17 protein-coding genes are annotated in these 19,514 nt (G+C 68.4%); 6 read left to right on the forward strand and 11 right to left on the reverse strand.

Annotation, left to right across the window (positions count from 1 at the left end; genetic code table 11):
* Positions 1–90 precede the first annotated feature (90 nt).
* The 6 genes from dnaB to ppsA form a co-directional block, all read right to left on the reverse strand.
* Complete coding sequence (gene dnaB / locus DFR41_RS26295) at positions 91–1,503, reverse strand: replicative DNA helicase (RefSeq protein ID WP_076511839.1); 1,413 nt, start codon at positions 1,501–1,503, stop codon at positions 91–93.
* 188 nt (positions 1,504–1,691) lie between these two features.
* Entirely contained in the window at positions 1,692–2,144 is a 453-nt protein-coding gene (rplI, locus tag DFR41_RS26300; RefSeq protein ID WP_017757857.1) for a 50S ribosomal protein L9, read from the reverse strand.
* 19 nt (positions 2,145–2,163) lie between these two features.
* Positions 2,164–2,445: a 30S ribosomal protein S18 gene (rpsR, locus tag DFR41_RS26305; RefSeq protein WP_017757858.1), complete on the reverse strand. Its 282-nt coding sequence runs from the start codon at positions 2,443–2,445 to the stop codon at positions 2,164–2,166.
* Between the two features lie 21 nt (positions 2,446–2,466).
* Positions 2,467–2,772, reverse strand: a complete 306-nt coding sequence (priB, locus tag DFR41_RS26310) for a primosomal replication protein N (RefSeq protein ID WP_244917889.1) — start codon at positions 2,770–2,772, stop codon at positions 2,467–2,469.
* Between the two features lies 1 nt (position 2,773).
* On the reverse strand, positions 2,774–3,154 hold the full coding sequence (gene rpsF / locus DFR41_RS26315; RefSeq protein WP_017757860.1) for a 30S ribosomal protein S6: 381 nt from the start codon (positions 3,152–3,154) through the stop codon (positions 2,774–2,776).
* 242 nt (positions 3,155–3,396) lie between these two features.
* Positions 3,397–5,790, reverse strand: a complete 2,394-nt coding sequence (gene ppsA / locus DFR41_RS26320; protein ID WP_114804917.1) for a phosphoenolpyruvate synthase — start codon at positions 5,788–5,790, stop codon at positions 3,397–3,399.
* A 201-nt stretch (positions 5,791–5,991) separates the two neighbouring features.
* On the opposite strand from ppsA, the gene ppsR reads away from it, so the two are divergent.
* Complete coding sequence (gene ppsR, locus DFR41_RS26325; RefSeq protein ID WP_017757862.1) at positions 5,992–6,813, forward strand: posphoenolpyruvate synthetase regulatory kinase/phosphorylase PpsR; 822 nt, start codon at positions 5,992–5,994, stop codon at positions 6,811–6,813.
* Here the strand turns inward: ppsR and DFR41_RS26330 are convergent.
* Both DFR41_RS26330 and DFR41_RS26335 read right to left on the reverse strand, forming a co-directional pair.
* On the reverse strand, positions 6,807–7,157 hold the full coding sequence (locus tag DFR41_RS26330) for a DUF3861 domain-containing protein (protein WP_017757863.1): 351 nt from the start codon (positions 7,155–7,157) through the stop codon (positions 6,807–6,809). The genes ppsR and DFR41_RS26330 overlap by 7 nt on opposite strands.
* Positions 7,158–7,183: 26 nt before the next feature.
* Positions 7,184–7,759 (reverse strand): PadR family transcriptional regulator, encoded by a 576-nt coding sequence (locus DFR41_RS26335; RefSeq protein WP_114804918.1) that lies wholly within the window; start codon positions 7,757–7,759, stop codon positions 7,184–7,186.
* 192 nt (positions 7,760–7,951) lie between these two features.
* On the opposite strand from DFR41_RS26335, the gene DFR41_RS26340 reads away from it, so the two are divergent.
* Complete coding sequence (locus DFR41_RS26340; protein ID WP_114804919.1) at positions 7,952–10,822, forward strand: adenosylcobalamin-dependent ribonucleoside-diphosphate reductase; 2,871 nt, start codon at positions 7,952–7,954, stop codon at positions 10,820–10,822.
* Between the two features lie 117 nt (positions 10,823–10,939).
* The gene (locus DFR41_RS26345) at positions 10,940–11,704 is read left to right on the forward strand and encodes a Crp/Fnr family transcriptional regulator (protein ID WP_170159483.1); all 765 of its coding nucleotides are present in this window, start codon (positions 10,940–10,942) and stop codon (positions 11,702–11,704) included.
* A 62-nt stretch (positions 11,705–11,766) separates the two neighbouring features.
* Here DFR41_RS26345 and hrcA read toward each other — a convergent pair whose 3' ends face one another.
* Positions 11,767–12,780: a heat-inducible transcriptional repressor HrcA gene (gene hrcA, locus DFR41_RS26350; RefSeq protein ID WP_017759773.1), complete on the reverse strand. Its 1,014-nt coding sequence runs from the start codon at positions 12,778–12,780 to the stop codon at positions 11,767–11,769.
* A gap of 95 nt (positions 12,781–12,875) precedes the next feature.
* Here hrcA and DFR41_RS26355 point away from each other — a divergent pair, with 95 nt between their 5' ends.
* Genes DFR41_RS26355 through rapZ form a run of 3 tightly spaced genes read left to right on the forward strand, consistent with a single transcriptional unit; the run spans position 12,876 to position 16,345 of the window.
* Entirely contained in the window at positions 12,876–13,775 is a 900-nt protein-coding gene (locus DFR41_RS26355) for an NAD kinase (RefSeq protein WP_114804920.1), read from the forward strand.
* The gene (gene recN, locus DFR41_RS26360) at positions 13,776–15,458 is read left to right on the forward strand and encodes a DNA repair protein RecN (protein WP_114804921.1); all 1,683 of its coding nucleotides are present in this window, start codon (positions 13,776–13,778) and stop codon (positions 15,456–15,458) included.
* A 5-nt stretch (positions 15,459–15,463) separates the two neighbouring features.
* The gene (gene rapZ, locus DFR41_RS26365) at positions 15,464–16,345 is read left to right on the forward strand and encodes an RNase adapter RapZ (RefSeq protein WP_017758146.1); all 882 of its coding nucleotides are present in this window, start codon (positions 15,464–15,466) and stop codon (positions 16,343–16,345) included.
* Between the two features lie 65 nt (positions 16,346–16,410).
* Here rapZ and mutY read toward each other — a convergent pair whose 3' ends face one another.
* Together mutY and DFR41_RS26375 are read right to left on the reverse strand one after the other, a co-directional pair.
* Entirely contained in the window at positions 16,411–17,484 is a 1,074-nt protein-coding gene (gene mutY, locus DFR41_RS26370; RefSeq protein ID WP_114804949.1) for an A/G-specific adenine glycosylase, read from the reverse strand.
* 29 nt (positions 17,485–17,513) lie between these two features.
* Positions 17,514–19,484, reverse strand: a complete 1,971-nt coding sequence (locus tag DFR41_RS26375; protein ID WP_114804922.1) for a dynamin family protein — start codon at positions 19,482–19,484, stop codon at positions 17,514–17,516.
* Positions 19,485–19,514: the final 30 nt, after the last annotated feature.

A 19,514-nucleotide genomic window follows, 5' to 3' on the forward strand; every position in this document is an offset into this window, starting at 1 on the left:
TCGGTCATATCGGCGCTGCCGTTCACCTTGTAGCGCAGCAGCACCATCGTTTCTTCGCGAACGCCGGGCGCGGTCATGGGCCTGGGATGCTCAGAAGTCATCGCCCCCGAAGCCGCCGGCCAGGTTCTCGAACTTGGTCAAGGGCTTCAGGAAGGCCAGCTTCACCGTGCCTGTCGGGCCGTTCCGCTGCTTGGCGATGATCACCTCGGCGACGCCGGGCTCCTTGGAGTCCTTGTTGTAGTAGTCGTCGCGGTAGATGAACATGATCACGTCCGCATCCTGCTCGATGGCGCCCGATTCGCGCAGGTCGCTCATCATCGGACGCTTGTCGGTGCGGCTTTCCACGCCGCGCGAGAGCTGCGACAGAGCGATCACCGGGCACTTGAGCTCCTTGGCCAGCATCTTGAGACCACGCGAGATCTCGCCCACCGCGGTCGCGCGGTTCTCGTCGGCCATGCCGCCCGAGACGCTCATCAGCTGCAGGTAGTCGACCACGATCAGGCCCAACTGGCCGCACTGGCGCGCCAACCGCCGCGCATTGGCTCGCAGCTCGCTGGTGGACAGGCCCGGCGTCTCGTCGATGTGCAGCGAGATGTTGCGCAGCTTCTCGATGGCCTCGGTCAGGCGCGGCCACTCCTCGTCGGTCAGCTTGCCGGTGCGTAGATGGCCCTGGTCGATGCGGCCGATGGAGCCCACGATACGCACCGCCAGCTGCGAGGCGCCCATTTCCATCGAGAACACCGCCACCGGCAGGCCCTCGTTGAGCGCCACATGCTCGGCGATGTTGATGGCCAGCGAGGTCTTGCCCATGGAAGGGCGCGCCGCCAGCACGATCATGTCGCCGGCCTGCATGCCCGAGGTCATGCGGTCGAAGTCGTAGAAGCCCGTCGGCACCCCCGTGATGTCGTTGGGGTTGTCGGCCATCTCGGTCACGCGGTCCAGCAGTTCGACCACCAGCGAGTCCATGCTGTGGAAGCCCTGCTTGTTGCGCGAGCCTTCTTCGCCGATGTTGAAGATCTTCTGCTCGGCCTCGTCCAAGATCTTGTCGACGGCCTTGCCCTGCGGATTGAACGCGGCGGTGGAGATCTCGTCGGCGGCGGAGATCAGCTTTCGCAGCACCGCGCGCTCGCGCACGATCTCGGCGTAACGGCGGATGTTGCTTGCGCTGGGCACGAACTGCGCCAGCGAGTTGAGGTAGGCCAAGCCACCCGTCTCCTCGGACTGGCCGAGGTTCTGCAGGTGCTCGTGCACCGTGATCACGTCCGCCGGCTTGTTGCCGTTGATCAGCTGGCCGACAGCGGCAAAGATCAGCTTGTGCTCGTGGCGGTAGAAGTCGCCCTCGGTGAGCAGATCGCCCACGCGGTCCCAGGCGCTGTTGTCGAGCAGCAGGCCGCCCAGCACGCTGGATTCGGCCTCGACGGAATTCGGCGGCACACGCAGTTGCGCCACCTGGCGGTCGCCGGAAGGGTCGTTGGGAGCGAAGGGAGAAAAGACAGCGGACATGGCGTGCAGGGCAGTCGGCGATGCTAGGCCGCCATGGCAGCCAAGTCACGGGATAAGTCTGGGGACAACCCGTGGGCTTCCGGTGCGCAGGCCGGGACAACTGGCCGGTGCGCCAATGACAAGGCCGCCCGGAGGCGGCCTTGGGATGCGAGGGCGGGCGGAAATCCGCCCACAATTCGCAAGGGGTATCAGGCGGTTTCGCCGTAGACCGTGACGGTGATCTCGACGACCACGTCCGTGTGCAGGGCCACGCTCACCGTGGTGTCGCCCACGGTCTTGATCGGGCCATTGGGCAGGCGCACTTGCGACTTGACCACGTCGTAGCCGGACTTCTTCAGTTCGTCGGCGATGTCGTGGTTGGTCACCGAGCCGAACAGGCGGCCGTCGACGCCGGCCTTCTGGGTCAGCTTGACGGTGGAGCCGGACAGCTTCTCGCCTTGCGACTGGGCCTCGGCCAGCTTGGCGGCGGCCGCCTTTTCCAGCTCGGCACGCTTGGCTTCGAATTCGGCCTTGGCCGACTCGGTGGCGCGGCGGGCACGGCCGGTGGGGATCAGAAAGTTGCGGGCGTAGCCGTCCTTGACCTTGACGATGTCGCCGAGCGCACCGAGGTTGACGATCTTGTCCAGAAGAATGACTTGCATGGAATGGACTCCTTCTGGATCAGACGCGGTGCTGGTCGCTGTACGGCAGCATCGCGAGGAAGCGGGCACGCTTGATCGCGGTGTTCAGCTGACGCTGGTAGATGGCACGGGTGCCGGTCAGGCGGGCGGGGACGATCTTGCCGTTCTCGCCGACGAAGTCGCGCAGGGTGTCGATGTCCTTGTAGTCGATCTCTTCCACACCGGCGACGGTGAAGCGGCAGAAACGCTTGCGCTTGAACAGCAGCGACTGGGTGTTGCGCTTCGGACGCTTGTCCTTGTTGAATTTCTTGAACGTGGCCATTTGAGGGACCTCTGTCGAAAATTAATCTTGCTGAAAATCCGTGACGTGGAGCACCGGGTGCTTGCCATTGCGGGGATTGGCCAGGAAACCCTGGAACCGCCACTGGCTGCCCAGCGCCTGCCGCGCGAGCCGCTCGGCCACTGCGCCAAAGGCCACTGCCTTGAGTGCCGCCTTCACCTGCCGGGCCTGTCCGGCTTCGTCCTGGGTCGATTCGTGATCGAGCCGCAGATCGATGGCCGGGAGCCCGGCCGGGGTGAAACGCAAGGCGGCAAGCTCTTCGATGCAGGCCGTCAGGAGCAGGTGGTTGGCCGCAGCGGGCGCAGCCACATCAGTTGCTGCTGTTGTTGGCGGCGTACTCGGCCTGCTGGGCCTTGCGGGCTTCCTCGCGCTCGACGGTCTTCATCATCGAGGAGGGGCCGGTGTCGGCCTTCTTCTTCAGCACGGTCAGGTGGCGCAGCACGGCGTCGTTGAACTTGAAGGCATGCTCCAGTTCGGACATCACGGCCTGGTCGGCCTCGATGTTGACGCACAGGTAGTGGGCCTTGTTCAGCTTGTTGATCTGGTAAGCCAGCTGGCGGCGGCCCCAGTCTTCGACACGATGCACCTTGCCGTTGCCGGCGGCGATCATGCCCTTGTAACGCTCCAGCATGGCCGGAACCTGCTCGCTTTGATCCGGATGGATCAGCAGAATGATTTCGTAGTGACGCATGACACTCCTTGGGGGTTTGCGGACGTTGCGCGCATGCGCGCCCGTCCAGAAAAGCCACCCGCCGCGTCCAGGCGGTGTGGCAAGGTAAAGCCCACGAGTATATGCCGAAACGAGCCAACGGTGCGAGCGGCTACGCGGTGGCTGCAAAAGCAAAGGGCAGGCCGCGCGAGCGGCCCGCCCTTTTCGATGTGGCGCCGCCCCGGTGAAGGGCCGGCGCGGCCTCCAGGGGCCTCAGGCCGCGATCAACGCTGCGCCAGGCGCTGCCAGGTCTCGATCACGCTGTCCGGGTTGAGCGAGATCGAGGCGATGCCCTGGTCCGCCAGCCACAGGGCGAAGTCGGGATGGTCGCTGGGCCCCTGGCCGCAGATGCCCACGTACTTGCCCTGCGACTTGCAGGCCTCGATGGCGCGCGAGAGCATGGCCTGGACGGCCGGGTCGCGCTCGTCGAAGTCGGCCGCCAGCAGCTCCAGGCCGGAATCGCGGTCCAGGCCCAGCGTGAGCTGGGTCAGGTCGTTCGAGCCGATGGAGAAGCCGTCGAAGAACTCCAGGAAGCGGTCCGCGAGGATGGCATTGCTGGGTACCTCGCACATCATGATGATCTTGAGCTCGTTCTCGCCGCGCTTGAGGCCGTGCTGGCCCAGCAACGCGGTCACGCGCTCGGCCTGCTTCAGCGTACGCACGAAGGGCACCATGATCTGCACGTTGGTCAGGCCCATCTCGTTGCGCACGCGCTTGAGCGCCTCGCACTCCATGGCGAAGGCCTCGCCGAACTCGGCGCTGATGTAGCGCGCCGCGCCGCGGAAGCCCAGCATGGGGTTCTCTTCTTCCGGCTCGTAGCGGCTGCCGCCGATCAGCTTGCGGTATTCGTTGGACTTGAAGTCCGACAGGCGCACGATCACCGGCTTGGGCCAGAAGGCCGCGGCGATGGTGGCCACGCCCTCGGCCACCTTGTCGACGTAGAAGGCCTTAGGCGAGGCATGGCCGCGCGCCACCGATTCCACGGCCTTCTTCAGGTCGGGGTCGACCTGCGGATAGTCCAGGATGGCCTTCGGGTGCACGCCGATGTTGTTGTTGATGATGAACTCCAGCCGCGCCAGGCCCACGCCTTCGTTGGGCAACTGGGCGAAGTCGAAGGCGAGCTGCGGGTTGCCCACGTTCATCATGATCTTGGTCGGGATCTTGGGCATCTCGCCGCGCTGGACCTCGGTCACCTCGGTCTCCAGCAGGCCGTCGTAGATGTGGCCGGTGTCGCCCTCGGCGCAGCTGACGGTGACCAGCGTGCCGTCCTTGAGCAGGCTGGTGGCATCGCCGCAGCCCACCACCGCCGGAATGCCCAGTTCGCGCGCGATGATGGCCGCATGGCAGGTGCGCCCGCCCCGGTTGGTGACGATGGCGCTGGCGCGCTTCATCACGGGCTCCCAGTTGGGGTCGGTCATGTCGGTGACCAGCACGTCGCCGGCCTGCACCTTGTCCATCTCGCTGATGCTGTGCACCAGGCGCACGGGGCCGGTGCCGATCTTCTGGCCGATGGCGCGGCCTTCGGCCAGCACGGCGCTCTTGCCCTTGAGCTTGAAGCGCTGCTCGACCTTGCCCTGCTGCTGGCTCTTCACCGTCTCGGGGCGGGCCTGCAGGATGTAGAGCTGACCGTCGGTGCCGTCCTTGCCCCACTCGATGTCCATCGGGCGGCCGTAGTGCTTCTCGATGACCATGGCGTACTTCGCCAGTTGCTCGACCTCGGCGTCGGTCAGCGAATAGCGATTGCGCAGCTCGGTCTTGACGTCGGTGGTCTTAACCAGCTTGCCCGAGGCCTTCTTTTCCTCGGGCGTGGCGAATTCCATCTGAATCAGCTTGGAGCCCAGGTTGCGGCGGATCACCGCGCGCTTGCCGGCTTCGAGCATCGGCTTGTGGACGTAGAACTCGTCGGGGTTGACAGCGCCCTGCACCACCGTCTCGCCCAGGCCGTAGCTGGAGGTGATGAAGACGACCTGGTCGAAGCCCGACTCGGTGTCGATGGTGAACATCACGCCCGCGGCGCCCAGGTCGGAGCGCACCATGCGCTGCACGCCGGCCGACAGGGCCACCACGTCGTGGGCGAAGCCCTTGTGCACGCGATAGCTGATGGCGCGGTCGTTGTAGAGGGAGGCGAACACCTCCTTCATCTTGTGCAGCACGTCCTCGATGCCGACGACGTTCAGGAAGGTTTCCTGCTGGCCGGCAAAGGAGGCATCGGGCAGGTCCTCGGCGGTGGCGGAAGAGCGGACGGCGAAACTGGCCTGGTCATTGCCTGCGCTCAGCTTGGCGAAGTGCTCGCGCACGGCCTTCTCGAGGTTGGCGGGGAAAGGCTGGGCCTCGATCCAGCTACGGATCTCGGCGCCGGCGGCAGCCAGGGCGCGAACGTCCTCGATGTCGAGGGTGGCCAGGCGCTGGGCGATACGTTCGGTCAGGCCTTCGTGGGCAAGGAACTCGCGGAAGGCGTGGGCGGTGGTGGCGAAGCCGGTGGGTACGCGCACGCCCTCGGGCAGCTGGGAAATCATCTCGCCGAGGCTGGCGTTCTTGCCGCCAACGGCCTCGACATCGCTCATCCTCAGGTTTTCGAAGGGGACGACCAGGGCGGTCGCTTCGAACAGTGCAGACATGGGAAGACTCCGGAGTTTAAAAAGCGGTGCGTTCCATGCAGCGGGCAGCCGGGCGCGATCGTTCTTCTTGCTCTGGGTGCGCGGGGCGACTGCATGGGAAGGGATGCGGGTGCGGCGCGCGGAGGGCACGCGCCGATAATCTGTGGGATTGTAGGGGCCGGCCCGAGCCGGCGCCGCAGGACAGAAACTACAGGCCGCCCCATGCACAAGCGCACCGTTTTCTTCGTTTCGGACGGCACCGGCATCACCGCCGAGACCTTCGGCAATGCCGTGCTCAACCAGTTCGAGCTCAAGGCGCGCCACGTCCGCATGCCCTTCACCGACACGGTGGACAAGGCCCACCAGGCGGTGCGCCAGATCAATCACACGGCCGAACTCGAAGGCTACCGGCCCATCGTCTTCACCACCCTGGCCAACATGGAAGTGCTGGAGGTGATCGAGACCGGCTGCAAGGGCATGCTGCTCGACCTGTTCGGCACCTTCGTGCGGCCGCTGGAGATCGAGCTGGCGATGAAGTCCAACCACCGCATCGGCCGCTTCTCGGACATCAGCAAGAGCAAGGAATACCACGACCGCATCGCCGCCATCGACTTCAGCCTGCAGCACGACGACGGCCAGAGCCATGCGGACCTGGAGGCGGCGGACGTGATCCTGGTGGGCGTGAGCCGCAGCGGCAAGACGCCGACCTCGCTCTACCTGGCGATGCAGCACGGGCTGAAGGCGGCCAACTATCCGCTGATCCCCGAGGACTTCGACCGCCGGCAGTTGCCGCCGGCGCTGATCGCCTTCCGCAAGAAGATCTTCGGCCTGACCATCCAGCCCGAACGGCTGGCCGAGATCCGCAACGAACGGCGGCCCAACTCGCGCTACGCGAGCATCGAGAACTGCCGCTACGAGGTGAGCGAGGCCGAGGCGATGATGCGCCGTGCCGGCATCCGCTGGCTGTCGACCACCACCAAGTCGATCGAGGAGATCGCGACCACCATCCTGCAGGAGCTGCGGCCGGAGCGGCTCAACTACTGAGCCTGGTCGGATTCGGGCGAGGCGTCGGTCGCCGGCGCGTCGCCAGCGGATCGTTGCGGGCCCTTCTTCAGGTGCTGCATGAAGGCACGGAAGTGCGGCGCGAAATCCGCGAAGAGCGGATGGCCGCGGTTCTCCAGCATCACTTCGCTGAACAGCTTCAGGCCCACCGCCAGCGCGTTGGCCGTGTCGGGCGGGAATTCGCCGCGGCCGCGCATGCGCTCGGCGATGGCGAGGATGTCGTCGTGGTTGCCGGCCTCGAAGCGCAGCGGCTCGGCGTGGGCGGACGGGTTGCCGTGCGCATCGGCCAGGTGTTCGACGGTGATTTGGTAGCGGTGTTGTTTCATGGTCGATCTCTCTGTCGGGGCGCCTCTCAGGCGCGTTCCACCTCGACCGCGGCGCGGTCGATGATCTCGGCGAGTCGACGGACCAGTTCCGTCGACTCCATCTCGCCTTCCAGGCGCAGGCGCAGCGCCATCTTCAGGTTCTCCATCGCGCGGCGGATCTCGGGGAGCCGGCGCGCATGGGCGCGGGCCCGCGCCTGCGCCAGGCGCTCCAGCACCGCCTCGATGGCCGACGCCTGCGCAGCACGTTCCGCCTCGCCCTGGGGCGTCAGATGGAAGCGCTTGCGGCCACCATCGCTGGCTTCCGAGCGGGCAAGGCCCAGATCCTCCAGCAACGCCAGCGTCGGATAGACGGTTCCCGGACTGGGGGTGTAGTCACCCCCGACCCACTCTCCGATCGCCTTGATCAGTTCATAGCCATGGCTCGGCTGGGCGGCCAGCGCATGGAGCATCAGCAGTCGCAGGTCGCCCGGCTCGAGCTGACGCGGCCGCCGACCACCGCTGCGGCCGTCCGCCGCCCCCTCCCCCAGCATGTCGGCACCTGAATGCCGGTGACCATGGCCTCTGCCGCCGCCACGTCCCGAGCGCATCCATTCTTCAGTCATCGTGCACCTTTCAACGTACTCAAGATGCTTCAATGATATATCTTAAAAGATCAAAAAAGCGTTAAGGACCGCAACCCACAGCATGAAAGTGGTCTTCCGACAGACCAAAGCGCTGGATTTCCATACAGTCAAAGCCACCGCTGCCGTATTGCTTGGAGACACGCAGCGACCGCCACCCTCCAGGAGTTGTCCATGCCGATCCTGAACAGCACCGCCCTGCCCGTCCAGGCCATCAGCCAGGACGTGCTGCGCGAGAAGTACGCCAAGGGCGACGAGCAAGAAGCCGCAGATGTCCGGCGGAGGGTGGCTCGAGCCCTTGCCGCCGTCGAGGCGCCAGAGCGCCGCGCCCAGTTCGAGATTGCTTTCATCGATGCACTGGAAGCCGGCTTCATCCCCGCCGGCCGCATCCTTTCGGCCGCCGGCACCGCGTTGGAGGCAACGCTCATCAACTGCTTCGTCCAGCCCGTGGGCGACTCCATCGCCGAGGACGACGAAGGCCACCCCGGCATCTACACCGCCCTGACCGAGGCAGCAGAAACCATGCGGCGCGGCGGCGGCGTGGGCTATGACTTTTCGCGCATCCGCCCCAAGGGCGCACGGGTGCGCAGCACGCAGTCGAGCGCATCGGGCCCGGTGAGCTACATGCGCGTGTTCGACCGCTCCTGCGAGACGGTGGAATCGGCCGGCTCGCGGCGCGGCGCGCAGATGGCCGTGCTGCGCTGCGACCATCCGGACGTCGAAGAGTTCATCCACGCCAAGGACAGCGGGGACCTGCGCAACTTCAACCTATCGGTGGGTGTGACCGACGCCTTCATACAGGCGGTACAGGCCGATGCTGAAGTGGAACTGGTGCACCGCGCCGAGCCCGGCGAGGCGCAGAAGGCCGAAGGCGCTCATCCACGCGGCGATGGCGCCTGGATCTACCGCCGCGTACCCGCACGCGCGCTGTGGGACCAGATCATGCGCGCCACCTACGACCATGCCGAGCCGGGCGTGCTCTTCCTCGACCGCATCAATGCCGACAACAACCTCGGCTACTGCGAGACCATCGCCGCGACAAACCCTTGCGCCGAACAGCCGCTGCCACCCTACGGCTGCTGCTGCCTGGGCTCCATCGACCTCACGCGCTTCGTGCGCCAGCCCTTCGAGCCCGAGGCCCGCTTCGACGAGGCGGCCTTCGACGCGCTGATCCCCACCTGCGTACGTATGCTCGACAACGTGCTGGACATCTCCATCTGGCCGCTGCCTCGCCAGCGCGAGGAAGCCATGGCCAAGCGGCGCATCGGCCTGGGCTTCACCGGTCTGGGCGATGCGCTGGCCATGCTCGGTCTGCGCTATGACGAGGCGCCCGCGCGGCAGATGGCCGCTCGGATCGCCGAGCGGCTGCGGGACGCGGCCTATGCAGCCTCCGCCGATCTCGCACGCGAGCGCGGCGCCTTCGCCCTGTTCAATGCCGACCTGTATCTGCAGCGTGGGCGCTTCGCCTCGCGCCTGCCTGCACCGCTTCGCGAGCGCATCCGCCAACACGGGTTGCGCAACTCGCATCTGCTGTCCATCGCGCCGACCGGCACCATCAGCCTGGCCTTTGCCGACAACGCCAGCAACGGCATCGAGCCGCCTTTCAGCTGGAGCTACCAGCGCAAGAAGCGCATGGCCGATGGCACCTTCCAGGAGTTCGCCGTGGAGGACCACGCCTGGCGCCTGTTCCGCCACCTGCGCGGGCTGGACGCGCCGCTGCCGTCCGCCTTCGTCACGGCACTGGAGATGAGCGCCCAGTCGCATGCGGCCATGGTGGCCGCCGTCGCGCCCTTCATCGATACCTCGATCAGCAAGACGGTGAACGTGCCGGCCGACTATCCCTACGCGGCCTTCCAGGATCTTTACCTGCAGGCGTGGCAGTCCGGCCTGAAGGGCCTGGCCACCTACCGGCCCAATGCCGTGCTGGGCGCCGTGCTCAGCGTGCCGCAGCCGGCCGCCGCCCTGCCCGCGCCGGGCATCGCCGACCGCCGCCTGGCGCTGGATCGCCTGCCGCGCGAGCCGGTGCTGGCCTCGCTGCGCTGGCCCGGCCGGCCGGACTTTCCCGCCGGCAATGCGGCGTGGTGCACCATGGTTCGGCATCCGCACGGGCAGTTCGCGCTTTTCGTCGGCGAAGCCCCGGACGGCGGCGAGGGCGCTCGGCCGCTGCCCTTCGAGGTGTGGGTCAACGGCGCCGAGCAGCCGCGCGGCCTGGGCGCCCTGGCCAAGACGCTGTCGATGGACCTGCGGGCGCGCGACGCCGAATGGGTGCGCCTCAAGCTCGACGCGCTCGCCACCGTGCAGGAGGAGCGCCCCTTCGACATGCCCTTCCCACCCCATGGCGAGGTGCGCACCTTCCCCGGCGTGGTTGCTGCCACCGCCGCCGTGCTGCGCTGGCGCTGCGAGCAGCTGGGCCTGTGGAACCCACCCGCACCCGGCACGCCGGTGCTCGATGCCCTGTTCAGCCTGGACGAGCCGCACACCGGCCCCTCCGGCACGCTGGCCTGGGCCGTGGACATCGAGAACCCGGCCACGGTCGAAGCCTTCACCCTCACGCTCAAGGAGGTGCTGCTGCCCAGCCCCGGCGGCGCCAACCATACCCGGCCTTGCGCCCTGGGCTTCTCGGGCAACTACCCGCGCGCGCTGGACGGCTTGGCGCGCGTGCTGTCGCTGGACATGCGGGTGATCGACCCGGCCTGGATCGGCATGAAGCTGCGCAAGCTGCTGAGCTATGCCGAGCCGCTGGGCCAGTTCATGGCCTTCGTGCCCAGCCTGGACCCGAAGGTGCGGCGGCAGCAGACCTGGCCCTCGACCGTGGCGTACCTCGCACGGCTGGTGATCCATCGCTACGCCATGCTCGGTGTGCTGGACGAAGAAGGCTTTCCGCTCCAGGAGATGGGCATCCTGGCGGCCCCTGCTACCACAGCGCTGGGCGTGCAGCAGGCCATGGCGGGCGCCGCCTGCCCTGAATGCGGCAACGCCACCCTGATCCGCAAGGACGGCTGCAGCTTCTGTACCGCCTGCGGCTTCACCGGACTGTGCGGCTGAGCGCAGGCGGCGGCCGATCCGCCAACCCTTGCGCTGGCTCAAGGCAGCGCGGTCGCATCGTGGGCAGAGTCGGGCATCGACCACCTGACGCCACCCCGACCTTTCATGCTGCCGGCTTTGTCCTCCCTGACCTCCGACGCCCCGCGCCCCGAAGCGCGGCGCTGGAAAGCCGCCACCGGGCGGCGGCCGGTCGTGCTGTCCGGCGTGCCCTTGTTGCGCAGCGCTTTCGCCCCGTGCGAGCCAGCACCGGCGACGCTGGAGCGGCTGGCCGGCGCCATGCGCCTGCATGTGCTGCCCAAGGGCGCCATCGCCGCCATGCCGGACAACCACCCACCGTCGTGGTGGCTCGTCGCCGAAGGCCGCATCGTGGTCGGCCGCATCGGCGCGGATGGGGGTCTGGTGGAAAACCGCGTCCTGGGCCCGGGCCAATGGCTGGATCTGGCCTCTGCCTGGCTGGAGTCGGACTGGATCGAGTCGGCCGTGTGCCCGGCCCGTGTCACCCTTGCGGCGCTGCCGCTGGAGCACCTGCTCGAAGCCGCCCGGCAGGACCCCGCCCTGCAGCGCGCCGTCGGCCTGGTCATGGCCGAGCGCATCCGCCAGCTGACCGATGGCCGGCACGAACTGGCCACCAAGGACGTGCTGGGCCGCCTGGCCGCGTGGCTGCTGCGCGAGCCCTTCGAGCCGGCCGGCAAGGACCGCTCGGTCCGGCTGCCGGTACAGAAGCGCTCCATTGCGCGCCAGCTCGTGATGGCGCAGGCCACGCTGTCCCGCTGCTTCCGCCGGCTGGTGGAACTGGGCTGCATCGAGATGCATGGCTACGTCGTGCTGATCCGCGACGTGCCGGCGCTGCAGGCGCTGGCGGGGGAAGCGCCGGCGCGTTGAGCGGCGACCGGCCGCAACGCGGGTCGCGCGCCTCGGCGCGTTGCCCGTGCCGCGCCGGACGACTACTTGTTGTTGTGGCTCAGCGCGTTGCTGACCAGCCGCGACGTGATGTCCACGATCTGGATCATGCGGTCGTAGGGCATGCGGGTCGGTCCGATCACGCCCAGGGTGCCGACCACCTCGCCGTTGACCTCGTAATTGGCGCTGACGACCGACAGTTCTTCGTACGGCACCACCTGGCTTTCGCCGCCGATGAAGATGCGCACGCCGTCGGATTTGCTGGACATGTCCAGCAGGCGCATCAGCTCGGCCTTCTGCTCGAACAGCTCGAAAGCGCGTCGCAGCTGGCCCATGTCGCTGGAGAAGTCGCTCACGGCCAGCAGGTTGCGCTCGCCGGCAATGATGACTTCTTCCTGCGCCTGCGAAAACGCCTGCGAACTCGCCTGCACGGCCGCCTGCATCAGCGAGGCGATCTCGGCGCGCAGGCCGTCCATCTCGCCCTTGAGACGGTCGCGCACCTGCTCGATGGACAGGCCGCCGTAGTGGGCGGTGAGGTAGTTCGACGTTTCGATCAGCTCCGACTGCGTGTAGTCCCGGTCGGTGAAGATCACCTGGTTCTGCACGTCGCCATCGGGCGAGACGATGATGACCAGGAGCCGCCGCTCCGACAGCCGCAGGAATTCGATGTGCCGGAAGGCCGTGGTGCGCCGCGGCGCCATCACCACACCGACGAACTGCGACAGGTTCGAGAGCAGTTGCGCGGCGCTGGCGATCACCTTCTGCGGCTGGTCGGGCGGCAGGCTGGGCGGCGTGGCCTGCAGTTGCGCCCGCTGCGCCGTCAGCATGGTGTCGACGAACAGGCGGTAGCCGCGCGCAGTGGGAATGCGGCCGGCGGAAGTGTGCGGGCTGACGATCAGCCCCAGGTCCTCGAGATCGGCCATCACATTGCGGATGGTGGCGGGGGAAAGCTCGAGACCGGCGGCGCGCGAGAGCGTGCGCGAGCCGACGGGTTGGCCGTCGGCGATGTAGCGTTCCACCAGGGTCTTGAGCAGCAGCTTGGCGCGGTCGTCCAGCATCGGCAAATGATACCCCGCAGCCCGCGATCCACTGGCAGCGGACAAGGCCTTGCCACGCAGCGGGACGCCGCCGGTGTCGTGATGTAATTTGTCCCATGCACGCACCCTTTCGCCATGTGGCGCTCATCGGCAAGTACCAGGCGACGGCGGCGCGCGAGCGCGATGCCGTCATCGAGGGCATCGCGGCGTTCCTGGAGTCGCGCGGCTGCGTCGTGGTGCTCGAGCGCAGCAGCGCCGAATGCGGCGAGGACGGTGTTCCGCGCGCCAGCCGCTGGCCCGTGCTGACCGTGCCCGAGATCGGCGAGCAGTGCGACCTGGGCTTGGTCGTCGGCGGCGACGGCACCATGCTCGGCATCGGCCGGCAACTGGCCCGATACGGCGTGCCGCTCATCGGTATCAACCGCGGCCGCCTGGGCTTCGTCACCGACATCCCGCTGGAACATTACGAGGCCACACTCACCCCGATGCTGGCTGGAGACTATGAGGAAGACCACCGCAGCCTGATCCAGGCGCGGGTCATGCGCGCCGGGGAGGTCGTCTTTACCGCCCAGGCCATGAACGACGTGGTGGTCAATCGTGGTGCCACCTCGGGCATGGTCGAGCTGCGAGTCTCCGTCGGCGGTCACCTGGTGGCCAACCAGCGCGCCGACGGGCTGATCATCGCCACACCCACCGGCTCGACCGCCTACGCGCTGTCGGCCGGTGGCCCCATGCTGCACCCCTCCATCCCTGGCTGGGTGATGGTGCCGATCGCGCCACATACCCTGTCGAACCGCCCGATCCTGCTGCCGGACGCCGAGGAGATCTCGGTGGAGGTGGTGGGCGGGCGCGATGCCAGCGCCAATTTCGACATGCAGTCGCTGGCCTCGCTTGCGCATGGCGACCAGGTGCTGGTGCGGCGCTCCGAGCACCGAGTGCGCTTTCTGCATCCGCGCGGCTGGAGCTACTTCGACACCCTGCGCAAGAAACTTCACTGGAACGAAGGAGGCTCCTGAGTGGCCCTGCGACGCATCGTCCTGCGCGATTTCGTCATCGTCCGCGCGCTCGACCTGGACTTAGCCGAGGGCTTCACCGTGCTCACCGGCGAGACCGGCGCCGGCAAGTCGATCCTGATCGACGCCCTGCAACTGGCGCTGGGCAACCGGGCCGACGCCGGTTCCGTGCGCGAAGGCGCCGAGCGACTGGATGTGAGCGCCGAATTCGACGCCGACCCGGCGCTCGGCACTTGGCTGGAAGAAGGCGGCTTCGAGGCCGGCGACACCCTGCTGCTGCGCCGCACCGTCGACACCCAGGGCCGCAGCCGCGGCTGGATCAACGGCAGCCCGGCCACCGCCACGCAGCTGCGTGAACTGGGCGCGCACCTGCTGGACATCCATGGCCAGCATGCCTGGCAGAGCCTGACACGCCCCGATGCCGTGCGCGGCCTGTTGGACGCCTACGCCGGCGTCCGCACCGCCGCCCTGGAGGCCGCGTGGCAGAACTGGCGCCAGGCCGGCACCGCGCTGGAAGCCGCCCGCAATGCGCAGGAAAGCCTGCTGCGCGAGCGCGAACGCCTCCAGTGGCAGATCGGCGAGGTCGACAAGCTCGCGCCCGGCGCCGACGAGTGGGAAGAACTCTCCAGCCAGCACACCCGGCTGGCCAACGCCCAGTCGCTGATCGATGCCGCGCAGGCCGCCACCGGCCTGCTGGAAGAGGACGAACAAGGCGCCCTGGCCCTGCTTTCCCGCGCCGCCGACCGCCTGCAGGATCTGGCCCACATCGAGCCCGAATTCAAGACGCTGGGTGACGAACTCGCCGGCAGCTTGGCCCAGGCCTCCGACGCGCTGCATGCGCTGCACGGCTACCTGCGCCGCACCGAGACCGACGCCGATCAGCTGCAGGCACTGGACGAACGCCTGGGCCTGTGGATGTCCCTGGCCCGCCGCTACCGCCGCCCGCCCGAGGAGCTGCCCGCCCTGCTCGCCAGCTGGCGGCAGGAACTGCAGACGCTGGAAGCCCAGGCCGACCTCGCCGCGCTGGAGCAGGCCGAGCAGCGGGCGCGCCTGGCCTTCGACAAGGAGGCACGCGCCGTCGGTCAGGCCCGCAAAAAGGCGGCCCCGAAGCTCGCCGCGGCCATCACCGAAGCGATGCAAGGCCTGGGCATGCAGGGCGGCCGCTTCGCCGTCGATCTGCAGCCGCTTCCGCAACCGGCGCGCCATGGGCTGGAAGACATCGCCTTCCTCGTGGCCGGCCATGCCGGCGGCACGCCGCGGCCCGTGGGCAAGGTGGCCTCGGGCGGGGAGCTGTCGCGCATCGCGCTGGCCATCGCCGTCACCACCAGCCAGTTGGGCACGGCGCAGGCGCTGATCTTCGACGAGGTGGACACCGGCATCGGCGGCGCGGTGGCCGACACCGTGGGTCGCCTGATGCGCCAGCTCGGCCGTGATCGCCAGGTGCTGGCGGTGACCCACCTGCCGCAGGTGGCGGCCTGCGCCGACCACCATCTGCGCGTGGCCAAACGCACGCTCAATGCGGCGAGCGCACAGGGCGGCAAGCCGCAGCCGGTCACGGAAAGCACGGTCGCGCCGCTCGACGGCGAAGGCCGCATGCAGGAGATCGCCCGGATGCTGGGCGGCGAGCGCGTCTCGGCCGCCTCCCTCGCCCATGCCCGCGAAATGCTGAGCCCGCAGGAAAGCTGACGACGATGAATCCCTCCATGGACCTGGTGCTGATCACCGGCATGTCCGGCTCCGGCAAGTCGGTGGCCCTGGCCGCGCTCGAAGACGCCGGCTACTACTGCGTCGACAACCTGCCGCCCGAGCTGCTGGATGACTTCATCCGGCTGCAGAAGGAGAACCAGGCGCCGCTGGTGGCCGTGGCCATCGATGCGCGCAGCGGCACCTCACTGTCGAAGGCGCCCATCCGCCTGGCGGCGCTGCGGCAGGAAGGCATGGCCGTGCGCTCGTTGTTCCTCGATGCGACCACCGAGGCGCTGGTGCGCCGCTATTCCGAGACCCGGCGCCGGCATCCGCTGTCGCGCCAGCACGGCGGCGTCGACGCGCCGGAGCAGGAGCGCGCCTTGATCCAGGCCATCGAGCTGGAGCGCGAACTGCTGGCCGAACTGCGCGAGGGCGCAGACCTGATCGACACCAGCCTGATCCGCCCGGCCCAGCTTCGCACCTACATCAAGGCGCTGATCGAGGCGCCGCAGCGCACGCTGACCCTGGTGTTCCAGTCCTTCGCCTTCAAGCGCGGCGTGCCGCTCGATGCCGACTACGTGTTCGATGTCCGCATGCTGCCCAATCCGCATTACGTTGCGGCGCTGCGCCCGCTCACCGGCCGCGACCAGCCGGTGATCGACTGGCTGCGCCAGCACGATGCCGTGGCCCGCATGTTCGGCGACATCGAGCAGTTCCTGCAGCATTGGATGGATGCGCTGGCGGACGACCATCGCAGCTATGTCACCGTGGCCATCGGCTGCACGGGCGGTCAGCACCGCTCGGTCTTCCTGGTCGAGCAGTTGGCCCGCACCTTCGGCGAACGCTGGGTGACGCTGCGGCGGCACCGCGAGATGGACGCCGAATAACCGCTGATCGCCCAGACTCCAGCGCCCTGGGCGAGGCGTCCTGACCCGGGTCCCACCCGGCGGGCTCAGCCGATGATCCGGGTGGGGCGCTCTTCCAGCAACCGACGCACCGGCGCAGGCAGGCCCAGCGCCGGCCAGTCCTCGGCGGCCACCCACCGCCCCTCCAGGCCAGCCATGTCGCTGCGCGCCGCGTCGACCTGGACGGGGTGCAGATGCAGGTCCTTGTGCGTGAGCACATGCAGGAAAGCCGGCAGATGCCGCAACGCCGGGCGCAACGCCTCTGGCATGACCGCCTCCAGCGCTTCGGCGCTGTCGAAGACCGGCAGCGCATGCAGGCCGGACCAAATGCCACTGGCCGGCCGCTTCTGCAACCACACCGCCTCCCCGTCGGCCGAGCGCGCCAGCAGCAGCCACAGCGACTGCGCGCTGCGCTTGAGCTTGCGTGTCTTGATGGGCAGCCGCGCCGGATCGCCCTGCCGGCGGCCTTCGCACAGCGCCTCGACCGGGCAGATCAGGCACTGCGGCTGGCGGGGCAGGCAGACCGTGGCACCCAGGTCCATCAGCCCCTGCGTGTAGCGGGAGATGGCCTCGGTGTCGCCCTCGGGCGGCAGCAGTTCGTCGGCCGCCTTCCACAGCAGTTTCTCGTTGGCGGTGCTCGCCAGGTCGCCCTCGAAGGCCAGCAGGCGCGAGAGCACGCGCTTGACGTTGCCGTCCATGATCGACACCCGCTCGCCGAAGCAGAAGGCGGCGATGGCGGACGCCGTGGAGCGGCCGATGCCGGGCAGCGTCTGCAGCAGTTCGGCGCTGTACGGAAAGCTGCCGCCGAAGCGCGCGACCACGTCCTGGGCGCAGCGGTGCAAGTTGCGTGCGCGGCTGTAGTAGCCCAGTCCGCTCCACAGGGCCATGACCTCGTCCTCGGGCGCTGCGGCCAAATCCGCCACCGTGGGACAGCGCGTCAGGAAGCGCTCGTAGTAGCCCAGCACGGTCGACACCTGCGTCTGCTGCAGCATGATCTCGGACAGCCAGACCCGGTACGGGTCGCGGGTGTTCTGCCAGGGCAGGCTGCTGCGGCCATGCGTCTTCTGCCAGGTCACCAGGCGCAGCCAGAACGCATCGGCGCATTGGCGCGCCTGCCGCACGACCGGTGCGGCGTCGGTCGCGGCGGATCTCACGCCGCGCGCAATTGGGTGTCGCCGGCAGCCGGCGGGGCGCCGGGCTCGGGCTTGCGGCCGACGAGCACCTCGCAGAGGTCGCGCAGCCGCTGCTCCAGGGCCCGCAGCTGCGCGCCCTGGCCGGCCAGTTCCGCCAGGCGCTCGTCCAGGCTGCTGGCGGCGTCGCGCACGCGGGCCATCGACTCCACGCGCCGGGCATAGGTCGCACGGCGCTCGTTCATCTGGCGGTCCATCTGGGAGAAGGCGCTGCGGCGCCAGTCTTCGATCTCGCCCAGGGCGGCATCGCGGACGGTGCGCACGCGGCTGGACAGGGCCTGCGCCAGCCGCTCGCAGAATTCGGATTGCACGAGGCGCAGGATGTTGCCCATGCCAAGGTAGTGCAGATGGCTCTGCTCGATGCTGCTCATCTCGGCAATGTACTTCGACAGATCGGGCTCGGCCGGGGCCTGCAGGGCAAAGCCATGTTCGGCATTGAGTTGGCGGAAGGCCGCATGCAGCATGGCCTGCAACTCGGCCATGGTGGCCTGCACATCGCAGAGGTTGGTGCGCAGCCCGTCGAAGGTGCGGGCGTAGACCTGCGCAAGCTGCAGCTTGATGCCGGGCCGGCCCAATGCCTGCGCAAACTGCGCCATGTCGGACTTGAGTGCCGTCGGGCCGAGAACGGCCTGCATCTCGCGCATGCGCTTGCCCAGCACGGCGCGCAGGGCCGAGACGCGTTCGGCCCCCGCCTCGAATTCCGACTGTTCCTGCTCGACCCGGCGCATCATGTGCCGCAGCGTGGCGGTGTTCTTGCCGCGCAGGCCTTCGAGCTCCATGCCCTGCTCCGTCAGCTCCCGCTGGCGCAGGCGCAGGATGCGCTGCGCCTCGGCGCGCACGGCGTCCAGCCCGCCCTCCACGGCGCGGCGCAGGATGGCCTCCCGTTCGGCGAGCAGCCCCTGGCCCAGCAGCGCCTCGAGGGCCGGCAACCGGCTGGCCTGCAGCAGCGGCGCATCGCCTGCGATGCGCGCCTGCAGGCCCTTCTGCGCCGATACCGGCAGCACGCGCCGGCGGGGCACGCCCAGCATGTCTGCGGACAGGGCGCACTGCCGCTCGATCTGGGCCTCGATCTGTCCGGGTGCGCTGAGCGAGTCCCACAGCGTGTCGATCTTGTTCAGCGCGACGATGCGCGAGGCAACGGCCGGTGCGGCCTCGCCCAGGTGTTCGCGCCAGATGGCGAGGTCGGAGCGGGTCACGCCCGTGTCGGCCCCCAGGATGAACAGCACTGCGTGGGCCTGGGGCAGCAGGCTCATCGTGAGCTCGGGCTCGGCGCCGATGGCGTTGAGCCCCGGCGTGTCCAGGATGACCAGGCCCTGCTCCAGCAGAGGATGCGGAAGGTTGAGCACCGCATGGCGCCAGCGCGGGACCTCGACGTGCCGATGGGCATCCACGGGCAGGGCGTCGTCGCAGGCGTCCTCGCGCCAGAAACCCAGCGCCTTGGCCCGTTCGAGCGGGACACGGTCGACCTCGGCCACTTTCTGCATGGCGGCCGCGAGCTGCTCGCCGTCATCGGGCGACAGCGCAATCCCGGTCCAGCCCTCGGACGATTCGCGCCACTGCTGCAGCGACCGGGGAACGAGCCGCGTGTCGATCGGCAGCAGCCGCAGCCCGGGGGCCTGCCCCGCGTCATGGCGAAGCTCCACGGGGCACATGGTGGTGCGTCCGGCGCTGGCCGGCATGATGCGCCGGCCATAGTCCGCAAAGAACAAGGCGTTGATCAGCTCGGACTTGCCGCGCGAGAACTCCGCGACGAAGGCCACCATGACCCGGCTGTCGCGCATCAGGGACTCGGCATGCCTCAGCCGCTCGGCCACGGCGTCGTCGAGCAGGTCGTTGTCGCCCAGCCAGGAAGCCAGCCAACGCAGCCGATGGGCCAGACTGCGTCGCCAGGCACCGTGCTGCTCGAACTGCTGGGAGAAAGGAACGCTCACGGACGCCTGCGAAAGAATTTACAAAATATA

Source organism: Pseudacidovorax intermedius, assembly GCF_003350475.1.
Classification (GTDB): Bacteria; Pseudomonadota; Gammaproteobacteria; order Burkholderiales; family Burkholderiaceae_C; genus Xenophilus; species Xenophilus intermedius.

What these genes read in the sequence shown, in the direction of transcription:
- dnaB (WP_076511839.1), bottom strand. Translation starts at nt 1,503, where the DNA reads ATGTCCGCTGTCTTTTCTCCCTTCGCTCCCAACGACCCTTCCGGCGAC.
- rplI (WP_017757857.1), bottom strand. Translation starts at nt 2,144, where the DNA reads ATGCAAGTCATTCTTCTGGACAAGATCGTCAACCTCGGTGCGCTCGGC.
- rpsR (WP_017757858.1), bottom strand. Translation starts at nt 2,445, where the DNA reads ATGGCCACGTTCAAGAAATTCAACAAGGACAAGCGTCCGAAGCGCAAC.
- rpsF (WP_017757860.1), bottom strand. Translation starts at nt 3,154, where the DNA reads ATGCGTCACTACGAAATCATTCTGCTGATCCATCCGGATCAAAGCGAG.
- ppsA (WP_114804917.1), bottom strand. Translation starts at nt 5,790, where the DNA reads ATGTCTGCACTGTTCGAAGCGACCGCCCTGGTCGTCCCCTTCGAAAAC.
- ppsR (WP_017757862.1), top strand. Translation starts at nt 5,992, where the DNA reads ATGCACAAGCGCACCGTTTTCTTCGTTTCGGACGGCACCGGCATCACC.
- DFR41_RS26330 (WP_017757863.1), bottom strand. Translation starts at nt 7,157, where the DNA reads ATGAAACAACACCGCTACCAAATCACCGTCGAACACCTGGCCGATGCG.
- DFR41_RS26335 (WP_114804918.1), bottom strand. Translation starts at nt 7,759, where the DNA reads ATGACTGAAGAATGGATGCGCTCGGGACGTGGCGGCGGCAGAGGCCAT.
- DFR41_RS26340 (WP_114804919.1), top strand. Translation starts at nt 7,952, where the DNA reads ATGCCGATCCTGAACAGCACCGCCCTGCCCGTCCAGGCCATCAGCCAG.
- hrcA (WP_017759773.1), bottom strand. Translation starts at nt 12,780, where the DNA reads ATGCTGGACGACCGCGCCAAGCTGCTGCTCAAGACCCTGGTGGAACGC.
- DFR41_RS26355 (WP_114804920.1), top strand. Translation starts at nt 12,876, where the DNA reads ATGCACGCACCCTTTCGCCATGTGGCGCTCATCGGCAAGTACCAGGCG.
- rapZ (WP_017758146.1), top strand. Translation starts at nt 15,464, where the DNA reads ATGAATCCCTCCATGGACCTGGTGCTGATCACCGGCATGTCCGGCTCC.